The organism is Micromonospora globispora, assembly GCF_003857015.1.
Classification (GTDB): Bacteria; Actinomycetota; Actinomycetes; order Mycobacteriales; family Micromonosporaceae; genus Micromonospora; species Micromonospora globispora.
The window spans coordinates 1-17,766 of the sequence record NZ_QGGF01000236.1 but is presented as its reverse complement, the minus strand read 5'-3'; the positions used below and the strand labels follow the sequence as shown (position 1 = coordinate 17,766).

Below are 17,766 nucleotides of genomic sequence, written 5' to 3'. Positions count from 1 at the left end.
CTCCCGGCTGGCGCCCTTCTGCGGGCCGTACACGTTGCTGGCGCCGTGCAGGCCGAGCAGCGGGTTGTCCACGTCGGTGGCGGCGATCAGGGTGGCCGCGCGCAGCCGGGGCGTACCGTCCAGCGCGGCGACCGCGGCCAGCGCCGCGCCGCCGTACGGGAGGGCCCGGCCGGCCTCGTCGAGCGGAGTGACGCCGAGCGCGGTGAGCATGCCGGCGCCGCCGTCGTTCGTGGCGGAGCCGCCCAGCCCGATGACCACCGTCCGGGCCCCGCTCTCCACCGCGGCGGCCACCAGCAGCCCCAGGCCGTACGAGGTGGTGGTCTTCGGGTCGCGCTCGGCCTCGGTGAGCAGGTGCAGCCCGCACGCCTGGGCGCTCTCCAGGTACGCGGTGCCGTCGTCGGTGAGCAGGATCTCACCGGCGGCAGGACGGCCGAGCGGGTCGACGGTGGGCACGGGCAGCCGGCGGCCGCCGAGGGCCTCGGCGAGCACGGCGACGAACCCCGGGCCGCCGTCCGCGAGCGGCCGGATCAGCAGGTCGTCGCCGGCGGCCACCTCCCGCCAGCCCTCGGCCACCGCGATGGCGACGTCCTGGGCCGGCAGCGTGCCGGCGAACTTGTCGGGGCAGAGCAGCACGCGCATGCCCAGCAGTGTGGCAGGCCACAGTCTCGGCGGCTGCGCGCCGGCCGCGCTGTGGGACCATGGGAGGCGTGACTTCGACCTGGGTTGAGCCCTCCAACACCGCGACTGCGCTGCTGCTTCTCGGCCGCGGCAGCGACCCCGCCACCGAGCGTGGCGTGGAGTGTCCGGGTGACCTGCCGGCGCCGAGTGACCCGGACCTGGTGGCCCGGGCGGCGGCGGCCAAGGCGGCGCTCGGCACGAAGGTGTTCGTGCTGGGCCACCACTACCAGCGCGACGAGGTGATCCAGTTCGCCGACGTGACCGGCGACTCGTTCAAGCTGGCCCGCGAGGCGGCGGCCCGCCCCGACGCCGAGTACATCGTCTTCTGCGGCGTGCACTTCATGGCCGAGAGCGCCGACATCCTCACCTCGGACGCGCAGAAGGTCATCCTGCCCGACCTGGCCGCCGGCTGCTCGATGGCCGACATGGCGGTGCTGTCGCAGGTCGAGAAGGCCTGGGACGTGCTCACCGACCTGGGCGTCGCTCAGGACACCGTCCCGGTGACGTACATGAACTCCTCGGCGGACATCAAGGGCTTCGTCGGCCGGCACGGCGGCGTCGTCTGCACCTCGTCGAACGCGAAGCGGGCGCTGGACTGGGCGTTCGAGCAGGGTTCGAAGGTGCTCTTCCTGCCCGACCAGCACCTGGGCCGCAACACGGCCGTGCTGGAGATGGGCTTCTCGCTGGACGACTGCGTGCTCTACGACCCGCACAAGCCGAACGGCGGGCTCACCCCGGAGCAGCTGCGGGACGCGAAGATGATCCTCTGGCGCGGCCACTGCTCGGTGCACGGCCGGTTCACCCTGGACAGCGTCAACGACGTCCGGGAGCGGGTGCCGGGGGTCAACGTGCTGGTCCACCCGGAGTGCCGGCACGAGGTGGTCACCGCCGCCGATTACGTGGGTTCCACCGAGTACATCATCAAGACCATCGGGGCGGCCCCGGCCGGCTCGGCGTGGGCGGTCGGCACCGAGCTGAACCTGGTCCGCCGGCTGGCGCTGGCCCACCCGGACAAGCAGATCATGTTCCTCGACCGGGCGGTCTGCTACTGCTCGACGATGAACCGGATCGACCTGCCGCACCTGGTCTGGGCGCTGGAGGAGCTGGTCGCCGGTCGGGTGGTCAACCAGATCACCGTCGACCCGGACACCGCGCACCACGCCCGGGTGGCGCTGGACCAGATGCTCGCCCTCCCGGGGGCCGACACCCCGCCGCCCACCACCGTCTGATCACGCTCGGTCACACCGCTGGCACGGAAACGCACTGGACACCCCGGTTCGTGCCCTGGCTGGCGATGTGACCGATTCCATTTTCGTCACGGAGGGCTATGCTGCCGGGGCGACGACACACGTGGGCCGGTTTTCCCCAGGCCACATTCCGGGTAGCGATGCAGATCGTGGGCCCCACCATCAACACGGCAGCACCAACGCGCTGGAGGTTTCGTTGACCGACGACGTCCTGGTCGTACACGGAGGCACTCCGCTGGAAGGGCGGATCCGCGTGCGCGGCGCGAAGAACCTCGTTTCCAAGGCGATGGTCGCCGCCCTGCTGGGCGACACGCCCAGCCGGCTGTTCGATGTGCCGCGCATCCGTGACGTCGAGGTCGTCCGTGGCCTGCTCGGCCTGCACGGGGTCAAGGTGAGCGACGGCGAGGAGGACGGCGAGCTCGTCTTCGACCCGTCCAACGTCGAGAGCGCCAGCACCGACCAGATCAACGTGCACGCCGGCTCCAGCCGGATCCCGATCCTGTTCTGCGGGCCGCTGCTGCACCGGCTCGGCCACGCCTTCATCCCCGACCTGGGCGGCTGCCACATCGGGCCGCGCCCGATCGACTTCCACCTCCAGGCGCTGCGGGAGTTCGGCGCGACCGTCGACAAGACCCCGGAGGGGCTGCACCTGTCGGCGCCGAACGGGCTGCACGGCACGAAGTTCGCCCTGCCGTACCCGAGCGTGGGCGCCACCGAGCAGGTGCTGCTGACCGCGGTGATGGCCGAGGGCGTCACGGAGCTGCGCAACGCGGCGGTGGAGCCGGAGATCATCGACCTGATCTGCATCCTGCAGAAGATGGGCGCGATCATCAAGGTGCACACCGACCGGGTGATCGAGATCCAGGGCGTCAAGCGGCTCAGCGGCTACACCCACCGGCCGATCCCGGACCGGATCGAGGCGGCGAGCTGGGCGGCGGCCGCGCTGGCGACCCGCGGGCACGTCGAGGTGCTCGGCGCCCAGCAGGTCGACATGATGACCTTCCTCAACATCTTCCGCTCGGTCGGCGGCGCGTACGAGGTGACCGACGCCCGGCCGCCGAAGCTGGGCGACCCGGGCCAGGAGGGCGGCATCCGGTTCTGGCACCCGGGCGGCGAGCTGAACGCGGTGGCCCTGGAGACCGACGTCCACCCGGGCTTCATGACCGACTGGCAGCAGCCGCTCGTGGTGGCGCTGACCCAGGCCCGCGGCCTGTCGATCGTCCACGAGACGGTCTACGAGCAGCGGCTGGGCTACACCGAGGCGCTGAACTCGATGGGCGCCAACATCCAGGTCTACCGGGACTGCCTGGGCGGCACGCCGTGCCGGTTCGGCCGGCGCAACTTCAAGCACTCCGCGGTGATCGCCGGCCCGAGCAAGCTGCACGCGGCCGACCTGGTCATCCCGGACCTGCGCGCCGGATTCAGCCACCTGATCGCGGCGCTCGCCGCCGAGGGCACCTCCCGGGTGTACGGCGTCGACCTGATCAACCGCGGCTACGAGGACTTCGAGGCGAAGCTGGCCGACCTGGGCGCCCACGTCGAGCGTCCGTAACGTCACAGCGTCTTTTCCGCGCCCGGTGCACCCGCGATGTGCACCGGGCGCGGTTCTTTGGCTACCCTTGCCCGCGTGTCGCTGTTTCGCCGCAAGTCCACCGACCTCGTTGAAGAGTCCGTCACCTCGGTGACGACCGACGAGGCGTCCAACGCTGCCCGCTCGCGGGGTTACACGCCCAGCAAGAAGGAGCTGGGCGTGGTGACGCCGAAGCGGCCCACCGCCGGTCGGCGGCCGGGCGCGCCGACCAAGGCGCTGACCAAGGAGGAGGCCCGGGAGCAGCGCCGCATCGCCCGGGCCGAGGCCTCGGCGGAGTTCCGGCGCGCGGGCGGCCCGCGGGACCGGGGCCCGGAGCGGCTGCTGGCCCGTAACGTGGTCGACTCCCGGCGTACGGTCGGCACCTGGTTCTTCGGCGGCGCGCTGATCGTGCTGGTCGGCTCGAACGCCGCGATGCCGCCCATCGTCCGGCTGATCTCCAACATCCTCTGGGGTGCGCTGGCGATCGGTGTCGTGATCGACTCGATCCTGATCTCGAACAAGATCAAGAAGTTGGTCCGCGAGCGCTTCCCGAAGAGCATCGAGCGGATGGGCTCGCTCTACCTGTACGCGATCATGCGGTCGATCACCTTCCGCCGGATGCGTGCCCCCGAGCCGCAGGTCAACATCGGCGACAAGATCTGATCCATCCCGACCTGGCCCCTTCCCGCAGCCGCGGGGAGGGGCCTCGTCATGGCACCCCGAGCAGGCGCAGCAGCGCGGTGCTGCCCGCCGCCGCGACGACCACCAGGACGAAGGGCGCCCGTCGCCAGGCGAGCAGCGCGCCGACCAGCACCCCCGTCGGGCGGGCGTAGCCGGCGAAGGCGCCGCCCTCGGTCAGCGCGGCGGTGGCGGCCAGCGCCGCCAGCAGCGCGGCAGCGCCGATCGGCAGCAACTGCCGGGACCACTCGGGCAGGTCCAGCCGGTCCCGCAGCAGGACTCCGGCGGCCCGGAAGCCGTACGTGCCGGCGGCCAGGGCGAGGATCACCGCGATCAGCACGACGCCTCCCCCGCCCGGACGACCTGTCCCGACGTGGCGTCCCGGGTGGCGTCGGGGTCGGCTGCAGCGTCGGTGCCGGACGACCGGCGGCGGCGTACCAGCGGCACGATCAGGGCGGCGAGCGCGAGCAGGACCGGCAGCCCGGCCGGTAGCACCGGCGTGGCCAGCACGGCGAGCGCCGCCCCGGCGAGCGCCACCCGGCGGGTCTCCGGCTCACGCAGGCTGGGCAGCAGGAGGGCGATCAGCCCGGCCGGGAAGGCGGCGTCCAGTCCCAGGGCGGCCGGGTCACCGACCGCGCCGCCGGCGAGGACACCGAGCACGGTGCCGGCGTTCCAGGCCAGGAAGAGCAGTACCCCGGCGAGCCAGAACGCTTGTCGGCGCGCGGCGCCGACCGGTCGGGCCAGCGCGAACGCGGTCGCCTCGTCGGTCATCAGGTGGCTGCCGAGCAGCCGCCGCCAGCGTTGGCCGCCGAGGCTGTCGCCGAGGGTCAGCCCGAACGGCAGGTGGCGGGCGTTCAGCAACAGGCCGGCCAGGACGGCGGCCAGCGGGCTGCCGGCGGCCACCAGCCCGACCGCCATGAACTGCGCGCCGCCGGCGTAGACGACCGTGGACATCGCCACGGTCGCCCACACGGGCAGGCCGGCGGCCACCGCCATCGCGCCGAAGGAGGCGCCGACCGCGACCATCGCCGCGCCGATGGCGGCGACGTCGCGGAGCATGGCCCCGTCGGGCGTTCGGTGTGGCGTACGCATGGTCCATTATGATGAACGCGAACCGTTGTGTTCGTCAAACCGAACGAACCGACCGATGGAGCGAACAAATGGCTGTCGACCCCGCTCCACCGTTGGCGACGATCGCGGCCGCCCTGCGCCGCGAGCGCGAGCGGGCCGGCATCTCGCTGACCGAGCTGGCCCGGCGGGCGGGCATCGCCAAGTCGACCCTCTCCCAGTTGGAATCCGGCGTCGGCAACCCCAGCGTCGAGACGCTCTGGGCGCTGGGGGTGGCGCTCGGCGTCCCGTTCAGCCGGCTGGTCGAGCCACCCGCGGACGCCGTCCGGGTGATCCGGTCCGGCGAGGGCCCGCGGGTGCGCTCCGAGCACGCCGACTTCAGCGCCACCCTGCTCACCGCCGGCTCGGCGCACGCCCGGCGCGACGTCTACGTGATGGAACTGGAACCGGGCACCGTCCGGGTCGCCGAGCCACACACCCCGCGCAGCGTCGAACACATCGTGGTCGGCGCCGGCCGGATGCGGGTCGGCCCGGAGTCGGAGCCGGTCGAACTCGGCCCCGGCGACTACGTCACCTTTCCCGGCGACGTACCGCACCGGTACGAGGCGCTGGCCGCCGGCACCTTCGCCGTGCTGGTGATGGAGCACCCCTGACAACGGTCCGCCAACCGGAGGACTACGGAGCGACGGCGGTCACCTGACTGTCGTCGGGAGCGCGGTACAGACGGGCGACGACCTCCTCGATGTCCGGCTCGACAATCGAGATGTCGCGCAGGGCCGCCAGGCCGGCCAGCCCGGCGACCACCTCGGCGACGCTCGCCGACTCCAGCGCGAAGACCAACCGGCGGCCGTCCGCCTCCACCCGCTGCACCGGGGCGCCCGGCAGCACCGGCGCCTCGGCCAGGGCGCTGTCCAGCTCGGCGACGACAAGGCGGCGGGAGCCGTACCGGCTGTGCAGCGCGGCGATCGAGCCGTCGTGCACCACCCGGCCGTGGTCGATCACCACGAGCCGCCGGCAGAGCCGCTCGATGTCGGCCAGGTCGTGGGTGGTCAACACCAGGGTGGTGTCGCCGGCCCGGCCCAGCTCGGCCAGGAACCCCCGCACGGCCTGCTTGCTCACCACGTCCAGCCCGATGGTGGGCTCGTCGAGGAAGAGCACCTCCGGGCCGTGCAGCAGCGCGGCGGTCAACTCGCCGCGCATCCGCTGACCGAGGGAGAGCTGCCGGACCGGGGTGTCCAGGAACTCGTCGAGGTCGAGCAGGCTGCGGCAGCGGCGCAGCCGGGCCGCGTGCTCGGCGGCCGGCACCCGGTAGACGTGCCGGAGCAGGTCGAACGAGTCCCGCAGCGGCAGGTCCCACCACAGCTGCGAGCGCTGCCCGAAGACCACCCCGATCCGCAGCGCCAGCCGGGTCCGCTCCGCCACCGGCCGCAGGCCACAGACCCGGGCCTCCCCCGCCGACGGCATCAGCACCCCGGTGAGCATCTTCAGCGTGGTCGACTTGCCGGCGCCGTTCGGGCCGATGTAGCCGAGCATCTCGCCGCGCTCCACCCGCAGGTCGACCCCGTCCACGGCGGTGATCGTCCGCTTCTCCCGCCGGAGCCGCCCGACCTTCACCCGGACCGTGAACTCCTTGCGCAGCCCGCGCATCTCGATCACGCTCATGACCCCGTACTCCTGTAGTGCCGGACCCCGACCCGCCAGGCCGCGGCCGCGACCGCGGCGGCGACCAGCGCGACGCCGGGCGACGCCCAACCCACCCAGGCCGGCAGGCCCAGCGGGTCGGCCCGGCCGAGCAGCGCCAGCGCCGGGTGGTAGCTGACGAAGGCGAAGCCGATCCCGTACGCGAAGACCGCGCGGAACCAGCCGCCGTAGACCGTGATCGGGTACGACGTGAAGTCGCGCCCGCCGTAGGTGACCGAATTCGCCAGCTCGCCGGAGTCGATCCAGTAGAACGACACCGTCGCCGTGGTCACGAAGACCGAGCCGAAGAAGACGATCGCGGCGAGCGGCGCGACCACCACCAGCGCCAGCCGGGCGGCCGTCCAGTCGAGCCCGGCCGAGGTGACCGCCACGACCAGCACGCCCAGCCCGAACACCGCGCGGGACACCTTGCGCAGCGGCAGGTCCATCAACAGCAGCTGGGGCAGCGCGCCCAGCGGCCTGACCAGCACGGCGTCGAGCAGGCCGGTGCGGACGTACCGAGGCAGCCGCTCGATGTTGCCGACCAGCAGGTCGGCGGTGGCGAAGCCGAAGGCGGAGATGCCGACGATCACCAGCGCCTCGCGCAGCGTGAAGCCGCCCAGCTCCCGGGTGACCCCGAAGAGCACCAGGACGGTGACCACGTCGAAGACCGTCGCGCCGACGTTGCCGACCAGGTCCACCACGAACGAGGTCCGGTAGGCGGCCTGCGACCGCGCCTGCGCGCCCAGCAGCGCCCGGTACGCCGCCAGCGCGCCCGGCCGCCGTTCCGCCACCAGCCCCGGCTCAGCCACCCTGCACCACCAACCGGCGTTCGGCCCGGCCCTGCACCAGCCGGCAGGCGGTCAGGATCAGCACCGCCCAGGTGAGCTGCAGGCCGACCAGCCCGAGCTGCACCGGGGCCGGGTCACGCTCGACGAGCACGTCCAGCGGGGTCTGGAACAGGCTCGGGAACGGGGTGGCCGCCCACAGGGCGACCTGGAGCCCCTCGGGCAGGAAGCGCAGCGGGAAGTAGAGCCCGGCGAGCGTCCCGGAGGAGAGCGTCCAGAGGATCATCGCGCCGCGGACGTCCTGCAGCCAGTACGCGGTGGCGTTGACCAGGTACCGGCAGCCGAAGCAGAGCACCACGGCGATCACCACGGAGAGCACGAAGAGCGGCAGGGTGGCCCAGCGTCGGGGCAGGTACACGTCGAAGAAGAGCGGGCCGATCAGCACCGGGGGCAGCAGGCGGGAGATCGACGCGTACCCGGCCCGGCCCAGGTCGGTGGCGAGGTAGCTGGTCACCGGGTGGACCGGTCGGAGCAGGTCGCTGGCGATCTCGCCGGTACGGATCCGGTCGGCCAGGTCGGTCCAGCCCCAGAGCAGGATCACCGCCAGCAGGCCCTGCCCGGCCCAGACGATGGTGGCGAGCTGGCCGCGGTCGTACCCGCCCGCCGTGCCGGCCGCATCGGTCACCGCGAGGAAGACGTAGCAGCGCAGGAAGCCGAAGACGGTGTTGGTGACGACTCCCGCCACGGCGGCCTGGCGGTATGTGGCGTATCGTCGGAAGCCGGATGCCGCTATCGCCCTGAATGTCCGAAACGATCGGATAACGTTTGAGTCCGTGGGCGGCACCACAGTGGCGGTGACAGAGCCCACGCCGCTACCCTCCATCCGCAGCCAGACGTGCTGGACCGGGCGACTCTACGGCACGTCGGGCCGCCTAGCGCGACAATTTTCAACGAGGTGACATCGCCGTGAGCGAGCGACGCGAGCCGGCCCCGGGGCCGCGCCGCGCGGGCGGCGACCGGGTGCCCCGATGAGTGGCGGCTACGACCGCTGGCGGGAGCCCGCCGAGCCGCCCTGGGCCGCCGAACCCACCCGGGAGTGGCAGCCGCAGTTCCCGGGCCAGCGCTACCCCGGCGACATCGGCATCGAGTACCTCGCCCCACCCCCTCCGCGCGGCCGCGCGGAGGGGGTGGGGCGAGGTACTCGATGCCGATGTCGCCGGGGTAGCGCTGGCCCGGGAACTGCGGCTGCCACTCCCGGGTGGGTTCGGCGGCCCAGGGCGGCTCGGCGGGCTCCCGCCAGCGGTCGTAGCCGCCACTCATCGGGGCACCCGGTCGCCGCCCGCGCGGCGCGGCCCCGGGGCCGGCTCGCGTCGCTCGCTCACGGCGATGTCACCTCGTTGAAAATTGTCGCGCTAGGCGGCCCGACGTGCCGTAGAGTCGCCCGGTCCAGCACGTCTGGCTGCGGATGGAGGGTAGCGGCGTGGGCTCTGTCACCGCCACTGTGGTGCCGCCCACGGACTCAAACGTTATCCGATCGTTTCGGACATTCAGGGCGATAGCGGCATCCGGCTTCCGACGATACGCCACATACCGCCAGGCCGCCGTGGCGGGAGTCGTCACCAACACCGTCTTCGGCTTCCTGCGCTGCTACGTCTTCCTCGCGGTGACCGATGCGGCCGGCACGGCGGGCGGGTACGACCGCGGCCAGCTCGCCACCATCGTCTGGGCCGGGCAGGGCCTGCTGGCGGTGATCCTGCTCTGGGGCTGGACCGACCTGGCCGACCGGATCCGTACCGGCGAGATCGCCAGCGACCTGCTCCGACCGGTCCACCCGGTGACCAGCTACCTCGCCACCGACCTGGGCCGGGCCGGGTACGCGTCGATCTCCCGCCTGCTGCCCCCGGTGCTGATCGGCCCGCTCTTCTTCGACGTGTACCTGCCCCGACGCTGGGCCACCCTGCCGCTCTTCGTGCTCTCCGTGGTGATCGCCGTGGTGCTCTGCTTCGGCTGCCGGTACCTGGTCAACGCCACCGCGTACTGGCTGCAGGACGTCCGCGGCGCGATGATCCTCTGGACGCTCTCCTCCGGGACGCTCGCCGGGCTCTACTTCCCGCTGCGCTTCCTGCCCGAGGGGCTCCAGGTCGCCCTGTGGGCGGCCACCCCGTTCCCGAGCCTGTTCCAGACCCCGCTGGACGTGCTCGTCGAGCGTGACCCGGCCCCGGTGCAGCTCGGGCTGGTCGGCCTGCAGCTCACCTGGGCGGTGCTGATCCTGACCGCCTGCCGGCTGGTGCAGGGCCGGGCCGAACGCCGGTTGGTGGTGCAGGGTGGCTGAGCCGGGGCTGGTGGCGGAACGGCGGCCGGGCGCGCTGGCGGCGTACCGGGCGCTGCTGGGCGCGCAGGCGCGGTCGCAGGCCGCCTACCGGACCTCGTTCGTGGTGGACCTGGTCGGCAACGTCGGCGCGACGGTCTTCGACGTGGTCACCGTCCTGGTGCTCTTCGGGGTCACCCGGGAGCTGGGCGGCTTCACGCTGCGCGAGGCGCTGGTGATCGTCGGCATCTCCGCCTTCGGCTTCGCCACCGCCGACCTGCTGGTCGGCAACATCGAGCGGCTGCCTCGGTACGTCCGCACCGGCCTGCTCGACGCCGTGCTGGTCAGGCCGCTGGGCGCGCTGCCCCAGCTGCTGTTGATGGACCTGCCGCTGCGCAAGGTGTCCCGCGCGGTGTTCGGGCTGGGCGTGCTGGTCGTGGCGGTCACCTCGGCCGGGCTCGACTGGACGGCCGCCCGGCTGGCGCTGGTGGTGGTCGCGCCGCTCGCCGCGATCGTCTTCTTCGGCTCGGTCTTCGTGACCACGGCGACGGTGTCGTTCTACTGGATCGACTCCGGCGAGCTGGCGAATTCGGTCACCTACGGCGGGCGCGACTTCACGTCGTACCCGATCACGGTCTACGGCGGCTGGTTCCGCGCGGTCTTCGCGTACGGGATCGGCTTCGCCTTCGTCAGCTACCACCCGGCGCTGGCGCTGCTCGGCCGGGCCGACCCGCTGGGCCTGCCGGCCTGGGTGGGTTGGGCGTCGCCCGGCGTCGCGCTGGTCGCCGCCGCGGTCGCGGCCGCGGCCTGGCGGGTCGGGGTCCGGCACTACAGGAGTACGGGGTCATGAGCGTGATCGAGATGCGCGGGCTGCGCAAGGAGTTCACGGTCCGGGTGAAGGTCGGGCGGCTCCGGCGGGAGAAGCGGACGATCACCGCCGTGGACGGGGTCGACCTGCGGGTGGAGCGCGGCGAGATGCTCGGCTACATCGGCCCGAACGGCGCCGGCAAGTCGACCACGCTGAAGATGCTCACCGGGGTGCTGATGCCGTCGGCGGGGGAGGCCCGGGTCTGTGGCCTGCGGCCGGTGGCGGAGCGGACCCGGCTGGCGCTGCGGATCGGGGTGGTCTTCGGGCAGCGCTCGCAGCTGTGGTGGGACCTGCCGCTGCGGGACTCGTTCGACCTGCTCCGGCACGTCTACCGGGTGCCGGCCGCCGAGCACGCGGCCCGGCTGCGCCGCTGCCGCAGCCTGCTCGACCTCGACGAGTTCCTGGACACCCCGGTCCGGCAGCTCTCCCTCGGTCAGCGGATGCGCGGCGAGTTGACCGCCGCGCTGCTGCACGGCCCGGAGGTGCTCTTCCTCGACGAGCCCACCATCGGGCTGGACGTGGTGAGCAAGCAGGCCGTGCGGGGGTTCCTGGCCGAGCTGGGCCGGGCCGGCGACACCACCCTGGTGTTGACCACCCACGACCTGGCCGACATCGAGCGGCTCTGCCGGCGGCTCGTGGTGATCGACCACGGCCGGGTGGTGCACGACGGCTCGATCGCCGCGCTGCACAGCCGGTACGGCTCCCGCCGCCTTGTCGTCGCCGAGCTGGACAGCGCCCTGGCCGAGGCGCCGGTGCTGCCGGGCGCCCCGGTGCAGCGGGTGGAGGCGGACGGCCGCCGGTTGGTCTTCGCGCTGGAGTCGGCGAGCGTCGCCGAGGTGGTCGCCGGGCTGGCCGGCCTGGCGGCCCTGCGCGACATCTCGATTGTCGAGCCGGACATCGAGGAGGTCGTCGCCCGTCTGTACCGCGCTCCCGACGACAGTCAGGTGACCGCCGTCGCTCCGTAGTCCTCCGGTTGGCGGACCGTTGTCAGGGGTGCTCCATCACCAGCACGGCGAAGGTGCCGGCGGCCAGCGCCTCGTACCGGTGCGGTACGTCGCCGGGAAAGGTGACGTAGTCGCCGGGGCCGAGTTCGACCGGCTCCGACTCCGGGCCGACCCGCATCCGGCCGGCGCCGACCACGATGTGTTCGACGCTGCGCGGGGTGTGTGGCTCGGCGACCCGGACGGTGCCCGGTTCCAGTTCCATCACGTAGACGTCGCGCCGGGCGTGCGCCGAGCCGGCGGTGAGCAGGGTGGCGCTGAAGTCGGCGTGCTCGGAGCGCACCCGCGGGCCCTCGCCGGACCGGATCACCCGGACGGCGTCCGCGGGTGGCTCGACCAGCCGGCTGAACGGGACGCCGAGCGCCACCCCCAGCGCCCAGAGCGTCTCGACGCTGGGGTTGCCGACGCCGGATTCCAACTGGGAGAGGGTCGACTTGGCGATGCCCGCCCGCCGGGCCAGCTCGGTCAGCGAGATGCCGGCCCGCTCGCGCTCGCGGCGCAGGGCGGCCGCGATCGTCGCCAACGGTGGAGCGGGGTCGACAGCCATTTGTTCGCTCCATCGGTCGGTTCGTTCGGTTTGACGAACACAACGGTTCGCGTTCATCATAATGGACCATGCGTACGCCACACCGAACGCCCGACGGGGCCATGCTCCGCGACGTCGCCGCCATCGGCGCGGCGATGGTCGCGGTCGGCGCCTCCTTCGGCGCGATGGCGGTGGCCGCCGGCCTGCCCGTGTGGGCGACCGTGGCGATGTCCACGGTCGTCTACGCCGGCGGCGCGCAGTTCATGGCGGTCGGGCTGGTGGCCGCCGGCAGCCCGCTGGCCGCCGTCCTGGCCGGCCTGTTGCTGAACGCCCGCCACCTGCCGTTCGGGCTGACCCTCGGCGACAGCCTCGGCGGCCAACGCTGGCGGCGGCTGCTCGGCAGCCACCTGATGACCGACGAGGCGACCGCGTTCGCGCTGGCCCGACCGGTCGGCGCCGCGCGCCGACAAGCGTTCTGGCTCGCCGGGGTACTGCTCTTCCTGGCCTGGAACGCCGGCACCGTGCTCGGTGTCCTCGCCGGCGGCGCGGTCGGTGACCCGGCCGCCCTGGGACTGGACGCCGCCTTCCCGGCCGGGCTGATCGCCCTCCTGCTGCCCAGCCTGCGTGAGCCGGAGACCCGCCGGGTGGCGCTCGCCGGGGCGGCGCTCGCCGTGCTGGCCACGCCGGTGCTACCGGCCGGGCTGCCGGTCCTGCTCGCGCTCGCCGCCCTGATCGTGCCGCTGGTACGCCGCCGCCGGTCGTCCGGCACCGACGCTGCAGCCGACCCCGACGCCACCCGGGACGCCACGTCGGGACAGGTCGTCCGGGCGGGGGAGGCGTCGTGCTGATCGCGGTGATCCTCGCCCTGGCCGCCGGCACGTACGGCTTCCGGGCCGCCGGAGTCCTGCTGCGGGACCGGCTGGACCTGCCCGAGTGGTCCCGGCAGTTGCTGCCGATCGGCGCTGCCGCGCTGCTGGCGGCGCTGGCCGCCACCGCCGCGCTGACCGAGGGCGGCGCCTTCGCCGGCTACGCCCGCCCGACGGGGGTGCTGGTCGGCGCGCTGCTCGCCTGGCGACGGGCGCCCTTCGTCCTGGTGGTCGTCGCGGCGGCGGGCAGCACCGCGCTGCTGCGCCTGCTCGGGGTGCCATGACGAGGCCCCTCCCCGCGGCTGCGGGAAGGGGCCAGGTCGGGATGGATCAGATCTTGTCGCCGATGTTGACCTGCGGCTCGGGGGCACGCATCCGGCGGAAGGTGATCGACCGCATGATCGCGTACAGGTAGAGCGAGCCCATCCGCTCGATGCTCTTCGGGAAGCGCTCGCGGACCAACTTCTTGATCTTGTTCGAGATCAGGATCGAGTCGATCACGACACCGATCGCCAGCGCACCCCAGAGGATGTTGGAGATCAGCCGGACGATGGGCGGCATCGCGGCGTTCGAGCCGACCAGCACGATCAGCGCGCCGCCGAAGAACCAGGTGCCGACCGTACGCCGGGAGTCGACCACGTTACGGGCCAGCAGCCGCTCCGGGCCCCGGTCCCGCGGGCCGCCCGCGCGCCGGAACTCCGCCGAGGCCTCGGCCCGGGCGATGCGGCGCTGCTCCCGGGCCTCCTCCTTGGTCAGCGCCTTGGTCGGCGCGCCCGGCCGCCGACCGGCGGTGGGCCGCTTCGGCGTCACCACGCCCAGCTCCTTCTTGCTGGGCGTGTAACCCCGCGAGCGGGCAGCGTTGGACGCCTCGTCGGTCGTCACCGAGGTGACGGACTCTTCAACGAGGTCGGTGGACTTGCGGCGAAACAGCGACACGCGGGCAAGGGTAGCCAAAGAACCGCGCCCGGTGCACATCGCGGGTGCACCGGGCGCGGAAAAGACGCTGTGACGTTACGGACGCTCGACGTGGGCGCCCAGGTCGGCCAGCTTCGCCTCGAAGTCCTCGTAGCCGCGGTTGATCAGGTCGACGCCGTACACCCGGGAGGTGCCCTCGGCGGCGAGCGCCGCGATCAGGTGGCTGAATCCGGCGCGCAGGTCCGGGATGACCAGGTCGGCCGCGTGCAGCTTGCTCGGGCCGGCGATCACCGCGGAGTGCTTGAAGTTGCGCCGGCCGAACCGGCACGGCGTGCCGCCCAGGCAGTCCCGGTAGACCTGGATGTTGGCGCCCATCGAGTTCAGCGCCTCGGTGTAGCCCAGCCGCTGCTCGTAGACCGTCTCGTGGACGATCGACAGGCCGCGGGCCTGGGTCAGCGCCACCACGAGCGGCTGCTGCCAGTCGGTCATGAAGCCCGGGTGGACGTCGGTCTCCAGGGCCACCGCGTTCAGCTCGCCGCCCGGGTGCCAGAACCGGATGCCGCCCTCCTGGCCCGGGTCGCCCAGCTTCGGCGGCCGGGCGTCGGTCACCTCGTACGCGCCGCCGACCGAGCGGAAGATGTTGAGGAAGGTCATCATGTCGACCTGCTGGGCGCCGAGCACCTCGACGTGCCCGCGGGTCGCCAGCGCGGCCGCCGCCCAGCTCGCCGCCTCGATCCGGTCCGGGATCGGCCGGTGGGTGTAGCCGCTGAGCCGCTTGACGCCCTGGATCTCGATCACCCGGTCGGTGTGCACCTTGATGATCGCGCCCATCTTCTGCAGGATGCAGATCAGGTCGATGATCTCCGGCTCCACCGCCGCGTTGCGCAGCTCCGTGACGCCCTCGGCCATCACCGCGGTCAGCAGCACCTGCTCGGTGGCGCCCACGCTCGGGTACGGCAGGGCGAACTTCGTGCCGTGCAGCCCGTTCGGCGCCGACAGGTGCAGCCCCTCCGGGGTCTTGTCGACGGTCGCGCCGAACTCCCGCAGCGCCTGGAGGTGGAAGTCGATCGGGCGCGGCCCGATGTGGCAGCCGCCCAGGTCGGGGATGAAGGCGTGGCCGAGCCGGTGCAGCAGCGGCCCGCAGAACAGGATCGGGATCCGGCTGGAGCCGGCGTGCACGTTGATCTGGTCGGTGCTGGCGCTCTCGACGTTGGACGGGTCGAAGACGAGCTCGCCGTCCTCCTCGCCGTCGCTCACCTTGACCCCGTGCAGGCCGAGCAGGCCACGGACGACCTCGACGTCACGGATGCGCGGCACATCGAACAGCCGGCTGGGCGTGTCGCCCAGCAGGGCGGCGACCATCGCCTTGGAAACGAGGTTCTTCGCGCCGCGCACGCGGATCCGCCCTTCCAGCGGAGTGCCTCCGTGTACGACCAGGACGTCGTCGGTCAACGAAACCTCCAGCGCGTTGGTGCTGCCGTGTTGATGGTGGGGCCCACGATCTGCATCGCTACCCGGAATGTGGCCTGGGGAAAACCGGCCCACGTGTGTCGTCGCCCCGGCAGCATAGCCCTCCGTGACGAAAATGGAATCGGTCACATCGCCAGCCAGGGCACGAACCGGGGTGTCCAGTGCGTTTCCGTGCCAGCGGTGTGACCGAGCGTGATCAGACGGTGGTGGGCGGCGGGGTGTCGGCCCCCGGGAGGGCGAGCATCTGGTCCAGCGCCACCCGGGCGTGGTGCGCGGTGTCCGGGTCGACGGTGATCTGGTTGACCACCCGACCGGCGACCAGCTCCTCCAGCGCCCAGACCAGGTGCGGCAGGTCGATCCGGTTCATCGTCGAGCAGTAGCAGACCGCCCGGTCGAGGAACATGATCTGCTTGTCCGGGTGGGCCAGCGCCAGCCGGCGGACCAGGTTCAGCTCGGTGCCGACCGCCCACGCCGAGCCGGCCGGGGCCGCCCCGATGGTCTTGATGATGTACTCGGTGGAACCCACGTAATCGGCGGCGGTGACCACCTCGTGCCGGCACTCCGGGTGGACCAGCACGTTGACCCCCGGCACCCGCTCCCGGACGTCGTTGACGCTGTCCAGGGTGAACCGGCCGTGCACCGAGCAGTGGCCGCGCCAGAGGATCATCTTCGCGTCCCGCAGCTGCTCCGGGGTGAGCCCGCCGTTCGGCTTGTGCGGGTCGTAGAGCACGCAGTCGTCCAGCGAGAAGCCCATCTCCAGCACGGCCGTGTTGCGGCCCAGGTGCTGGTCGGGCAGGAAGAGCACCTTCGAACCCTGCTCGAACGCCCAGTCCAGCGCCCGCTTCGCGTTCGACGAGGTGCAGACGACGCCGCCGTGCCGGCCGACGAAGCCCTTGATGTCCGCCGAGGAGTTCATGTACGTCACCGGGACGGTGTCCTGAGCGACGCCCAGGTCGGTGAGCACGTCCCAGGCCTTCTCGACCTGCGACAGCACCGCCATGTCGGCCATCGAGCAGCCGGCGGCCAGGTCGGGCAGGATGACCTTCTGCGCGTCCGAGGTGAGGATGTCGGCGCTCTCGGCCATGAAGTGCACGCCGCAGAAGACGATGTACTCGGCGTCGGGGCGGGCCGCCGCCTCGCGGGCCAGCTTGAACGAGTCGCCGGTCACGTCGGCGAACTGGATCACCTCGTCGCGCTGGTAGTGGTGGCCCAGCACGAACACCTTCGTGCCGAGCGCCGCCTTGGCCGCCGCCGCCCGGGCCACCAGGTCCGGGTCACTCGGCGCCGGCAGGTCACCCGGACACTCCACGCCACGCTCGGTGGCGGGGTCGCTGCCGCGGCCGAGAAGCAGCAGCGCAGTCGCGGTGTTGGAGGGCTCAACCCAGGTCGAAGTCACGCCTCCCATGGTCCCACAGCGCGGCCGGCGCGCAGCCGCCGAGACTGTGGCCTGCCACACTGCTGGGCATGCGCGTGCTGCTCTGCCCCGACAAGTTCGCCGGCACGCTGCCGGCCCAGGACGTCGCCATCGCGGTGGCCGAGGGCTGGCGGGAGGTGGCCGCCGGCGACGACCTGCTGATCCGGCCGCTCGCGGACGGCGGCCCGGGGTTCGTCGCCGTGCTCGCCGAGGCCCTCGGCGGCCGCCGGCTGCCCGTGCCCACCGTCGACCCGCTCGGCCGTCCTGCCGCCGGTGAGATCCTGCTCACCGACGACGGCACCGCGTACCTGGAGAGCGCCCAGGCGTGCGGGCTGCACCTGCTCACCGAGGCCGAGCGCGACCCGAAGACCACCACCTCGTACGGCCTGGGGCTGCTGGTGGCCGCCGCGGTGGAGAGCGGGGCCCGGACGGTGGTCATCGGGCTGGGCGGCTCCGCCACGAACGACGGCGGCGCCGGCATGCTCACCGCGCTCGGCGTCACTCCGCTCGACGAGGCCGGCCGGGCCCTCCCGTACGGCGGCGCGGCGCTGGCCGCGGTCGCCGCGCTGGACGGTACGCCCCGGCTGCGCGCGGCCACCCTGATCGCCGCCACCGACGTGGACAACCCGCTGCTCGGCCTGCACGGCGCCAGCAACGTGTACGGCCCGCAGAAGGGCGCCAGCCGGGAG

The 17,766-nt window shown here is 72.7% G+C and carries 20 protein-coding genes; 10 read left to right on the top strand and 10 right to left on the bottom strand.

The genetic code is table 11. The annotated features are described in order from the left end of the window. Window positions 1–639, bottom strand: a 639-nt coding sequence (locus tag DKL51_RS10480; RefSeq protein ID WP_148097763.1) for a glycerate kinase family protein, incomplete at its 3' end; no start/stop codon positions are given. Window positions 640–707: 68 nt separating this feature from the next. Here DKL51_RS10480 and nadA (DKL51_RS10475) point away from each other — a divergent pair. From nadA (DKL51_RS10475) to DKL51_RS10465, 3 genes are all read left to right on the top strand, one after another. After that, window positions 708–1,907: a quinolinate synthase NadA gene (nadA, locus tag DKL51_RS10475; protein ID WP_109944884.1), complete on the top strand. Its 1,200-nt coding sequence runs from the start codon at window positions 708–710 to the stop codon at window positions 1,905–1,907. 214 nt (window positions 1,908–2,121) lie between these two features. Further along, a complete protein-coding gene (murA, locus tag DKL51_RS10470; RefSeq protein WP_109944885.1) occupies window positions 2,122–3,477 on the top strand; it encodes a UDP-N-acetylglucosamine 1-carboxyvinyltransferase in 1,356 nt (451 codons plus the stop codon). A 75-nt stretch (window positions 3,478–3,552) separates the two neighbouring features. Further along, the gene (locus tag DKL51_RS10465) at window positions 3,553–4,158 is read left to right on the top strand and encodes a DUF3043 domain-containing protein (RefSeq protein ID WP_185734769.1); all 606 of its coding nucleotides are present in this window, start codon (window positions 3,553–3,555) and stop codon (window positions 4,156–4,158) included. Window positions 4,159–4,204: 46 nt separating this feature from the next. On the opposite strand, the gene DKL51_RS10460 is transcribed toward DKL51_RS10465, so the two are convergent. Further along, a complete protein-coding gene (locus DKL51_RS10460) occupies window positions 4,205–4,513 on the bottom strand; it encodes an AzlD domain-containing protein (RefSeq protein ID WP_124812004.1) in 309 nt (102 codons plus the stop codon). Next, on the bottom strand, window positions 4,507–5,265 hold the full coding sequence (locus DKL51_RS10455) for an AzlC family ABC transporter permease (RefSeq protein WP_124812005.1): 759 nt from the start codon (window positions 5,263–5,265) through the stop codon (window positions 4,507–4,509). Before DKL51_RS10455 ends, DKL51_RS10460 begins: the two co-directional genes overlap by 7 nt. A gap of 68 nt (window positions 5,266–5,333) precedes the next feature. Between DKL51_RS10455 and DKL51_RS10450 the strand changes: the two genes are divergently transcribed. Beyond that, complete coding sequence (locus DKL51_RS10450; RefSeq protein WP_109944889.1) at window positions 5,334–5,894, top strand: helix-turn-helix domain-containing protein; 561 nt, start codon at window positions 5,334–5,336, stop codon at window positions 5,892–5,894. A 22-nt stretch (window positions 5,895–5,916) separates the two neighbouring features. Here DKL51_RS10450 and DKL51_RS10445 read toward each other — a convergent pair whose 3' ends face one another. The 3 genes from DKL51_RS10445 to DKL51_RS10435 are packed head-to-tail and all read right to left on the bottom strand — an operon-like array spanning window position 5,917 to window position 8,577. Continuing rightward, window positions 5,917–6,903, bottom strand: coding sequence for an ABC transporter ATP-binding protein (locus tag DKL51_RS10445; RefSeq protein ID WP_109966086.1), 987 nt, complete (start codon window positions 6,901–6,903; stop codon window positions 5,917–5,919). Next, the gene (locus tag DKL51_RS10440; RefSeq protein ID WP_243422394.1) at window positions 6,900–7,733 is read right to left on the bottom strand and encodes an ABC transporter permease; all 834 of its coding nucleotides are present in this window, start codon (window positions 7,731–7,733) and stop codon (window positions 6,900–6,902) included. The genes DKL51_RS10445 and DKL51_RS10440 overlap by 4 nt, the downstream gene beginning before the upstream one ends. After that, on the bottom strand, window positions 7,726–8,577 hold the full coding sequence (locus tag DKL51_RS10435; RefSeq protein ID WP_109944891.1) for an ABC transporter permease: 852 nt from the start codon (window positions 8,575–8,577) through the stop codon (window positions 7,726–7,728). The genes DKL51_RS10440 and DKL51_RS10435 overlap by 8 nt, the downstream gene beginning before the upstream one ends. 612 nt (window positions 8,578–9,189) lie before the next feature. On the opposite strand from DKL51_RS10435, the gene DKL51_RS10430 reads away from it, so the two are divergent. Genes DKL51_RS10430 through DKL51_RS10420 form a run of 3 tightly spaced genes read left to right on the top strand, consistent with a single transcriptional unit; the run spans window position 9,190 to window position 11,850 of the window. Beyond that, window positions 9,190–10,041, top strand: coding sequence for an ABC transporter permease (locus tag DKL51_RS10430; RefSeq protein ID WP_109944891.1), 852 nt, complete (start codon window positions 9,190–9,192; stop codon window positions 10,039–10,041). After that, the gene (locus tag DKL51_RS10425) at window positions 10,034–10,867 is read left to right on the top strand and encodes an ABC transporter permease (protein WP_243422394.1); all 834 of its coding nucleotides are present in this window, start codon (window positions 10,034–10,036) and stop codon (window positions 10,865–10,867) included. Before DKL51_RS10430 ends, DKL51_RS10425 begins: the two co-directional genes overlap by 8 nt. Further along, window positions 10,864–11,850, top strand: a complete 987-nt coding sequence (locus tag DKL51_RS10420) for an ABC transporter ATP-binding protein (protein WP_109966086.1) — start codon at window positions 10,864–10,866, stop codon at window positions 11,848–11,850. The genes DKL51_RS10425 and DKL51_RS10420 overlap by 4 nt, the downstream gene beginning before the upstream one ends. Window positions 11,851–11,872: 22 nt before the next feature. Here the strand turns inward: DKL51_RS10420 and DKL51_RS10415 are convergent, their stop codons facing one another. Then, the gene (locus DKL51_RS10415) at window positions 11,873–12,433 is read right to left on the bottom strand and encodes a helix-turn-helix domain-containing protein (RefSeq protein ID WP_109944889.1); all 561 of its coding nucleotides are present in this window, start codon (window positions 12,431–12,433) and stop codon (window positions 11,873–11,875) included. A 68-nt stretch (window positions 12,434–12,501) separates the two neighbouring features. Here DKL51_RS10415 and DKL51_RS10410 point away from each other — a divergent pair, with 68 nt between their 5' ends. Both DKL51_RS10410 and DKL51_RS10405 read left to right on the top strand, forming a co-directional pair. Next, window positions 12,502–13,260 carry an AzlC family ABC transporter permease gene (locus DKL51_RS10410; protein ID WP_124812005.1) on the top strand — a complete coding sequence of 253 codons (759 nt, stop codon included), beginning with the start codon at window positions 12,502–12,504 and terminating at the stop codon, window positions 13,258–13,260. After that, the gene (locus DKL51_RS10405) at window positions 13,254–13,562 is read left to right on the top strand and encodes an AzlD domain-containing protein (protein ID WP_124812004.1); all 309 of its coding nucleotides are present in this window, start codon (window positions 13,254–13,256) and stop codon (window positions 13,560–13,562) included. The genes DKL51_RS10410 and DKL51_RS10405 overlap by 7 nt, the downstream gene beginning before the upstream one ends. Window positions 13,563–13,608: 46 nt before the next feature. Here DKL51_RS10405 and DKL51_RS10400 read toward each other — a convergent pair whose 3' ends face one another. From DKL51_RS10400 to nadA (DKL51_RS10390), 3 genes are all read right to left on the bottom strand, one after another. Further along, entirely contained in the window at window positions 13,609–14,214 is a 606-nt protein-coding gene (locus DKL51_RS10400; RefSeq protein WP_185734769.1) for a DUF3043 domain-containing protein, read from the bottom strand. 75 nt (window positions 14,215–14,289) lie between these two features. Then, on the bottom strand, window positions 14,290–15,645 hold the full coding sequence (gene murA, locus DKL51_RS10395; protein WP_109944885.1) for a UDP-N-acetylglucosamine 1-carboxyvinyltransferase: 1,356 nt from the start codon (window positions 15,643–15,645) through the stop codon (window positions 14,290–14,292). A 214-nt stretch (window positions 15,646–15,859) separates the two neighbouring features. After that, window positions 15,860–17,059: a quinolinate synthase NadA gene (nadA, locus tag DKL51_RS10390; RefSeq protein WP_109944884.1), complete on the bottom strand. Its 1,200-nt coding sequence runs from the start codon at window positions 17,057–17,059 to the stop codon at window positions 15,860–15,862. 68 nt (window positions 17,060–17,127) lie between these two features. On the opposite strand from nadA (DKL51_RS10390), the gene DKL51_RS10385 reads away from it, so the two are divergent. After that, window positions 17,128–17,766 (top strand): glycerate kinase family protein (locus DKL51_RS10385; protein WP_148097763.1); only part of this gene is annotated, 639 nt, incomplete at its 3' end.

Excerpts from the sequence above, each read along its gene's own strand:
- DKL51_RS10450 (WP_109944889.1), top strand. The coding sequence starts at position 5,334 with ATGGCTGTCGACCCCGCTCCACCGTTGGCGACGATCGCGGCCGCCCTG.
- DKL51_RS10455 (WP_124812005.1), bottom strand. The coding sequence starts at position 5,265 with ATGCGTACGCCACACCGAACGCCCGACGGGGCCATGCTCCGCGACGTC.
- DKL51_RS10420 (WP_109966086.1), top strand. The coding sequence starts at position 10,864 with ATGAGCGTGATCGAGATGCGCGGGCTGCGCAAGGAGTTCACGGTCCGG.
- DKL51_RS10415 (WP_109944889.1), bottom strand. The coding sequence starts at position 12,433 with ATGGCTGTCGACCCCGCTCCACCGTTGGCGACGATCGCGGCCGCCCTG.
- DKL51_RS10445 (WP_109966086.1), bottom strand. The coding sequence starts at position 6,903 with ATGAGCGTGATCGAGATGCGCGGGCTGCGCAAGGAGTTCACGGTCCGG.
- DKL51_RS10410 (WP_124812005.1), top strand. The coding sequence starts at position 12,502 with ATGCGTACGCCACACCGAACGCCCGACGGGGCCATGCTCCGCGACGTC.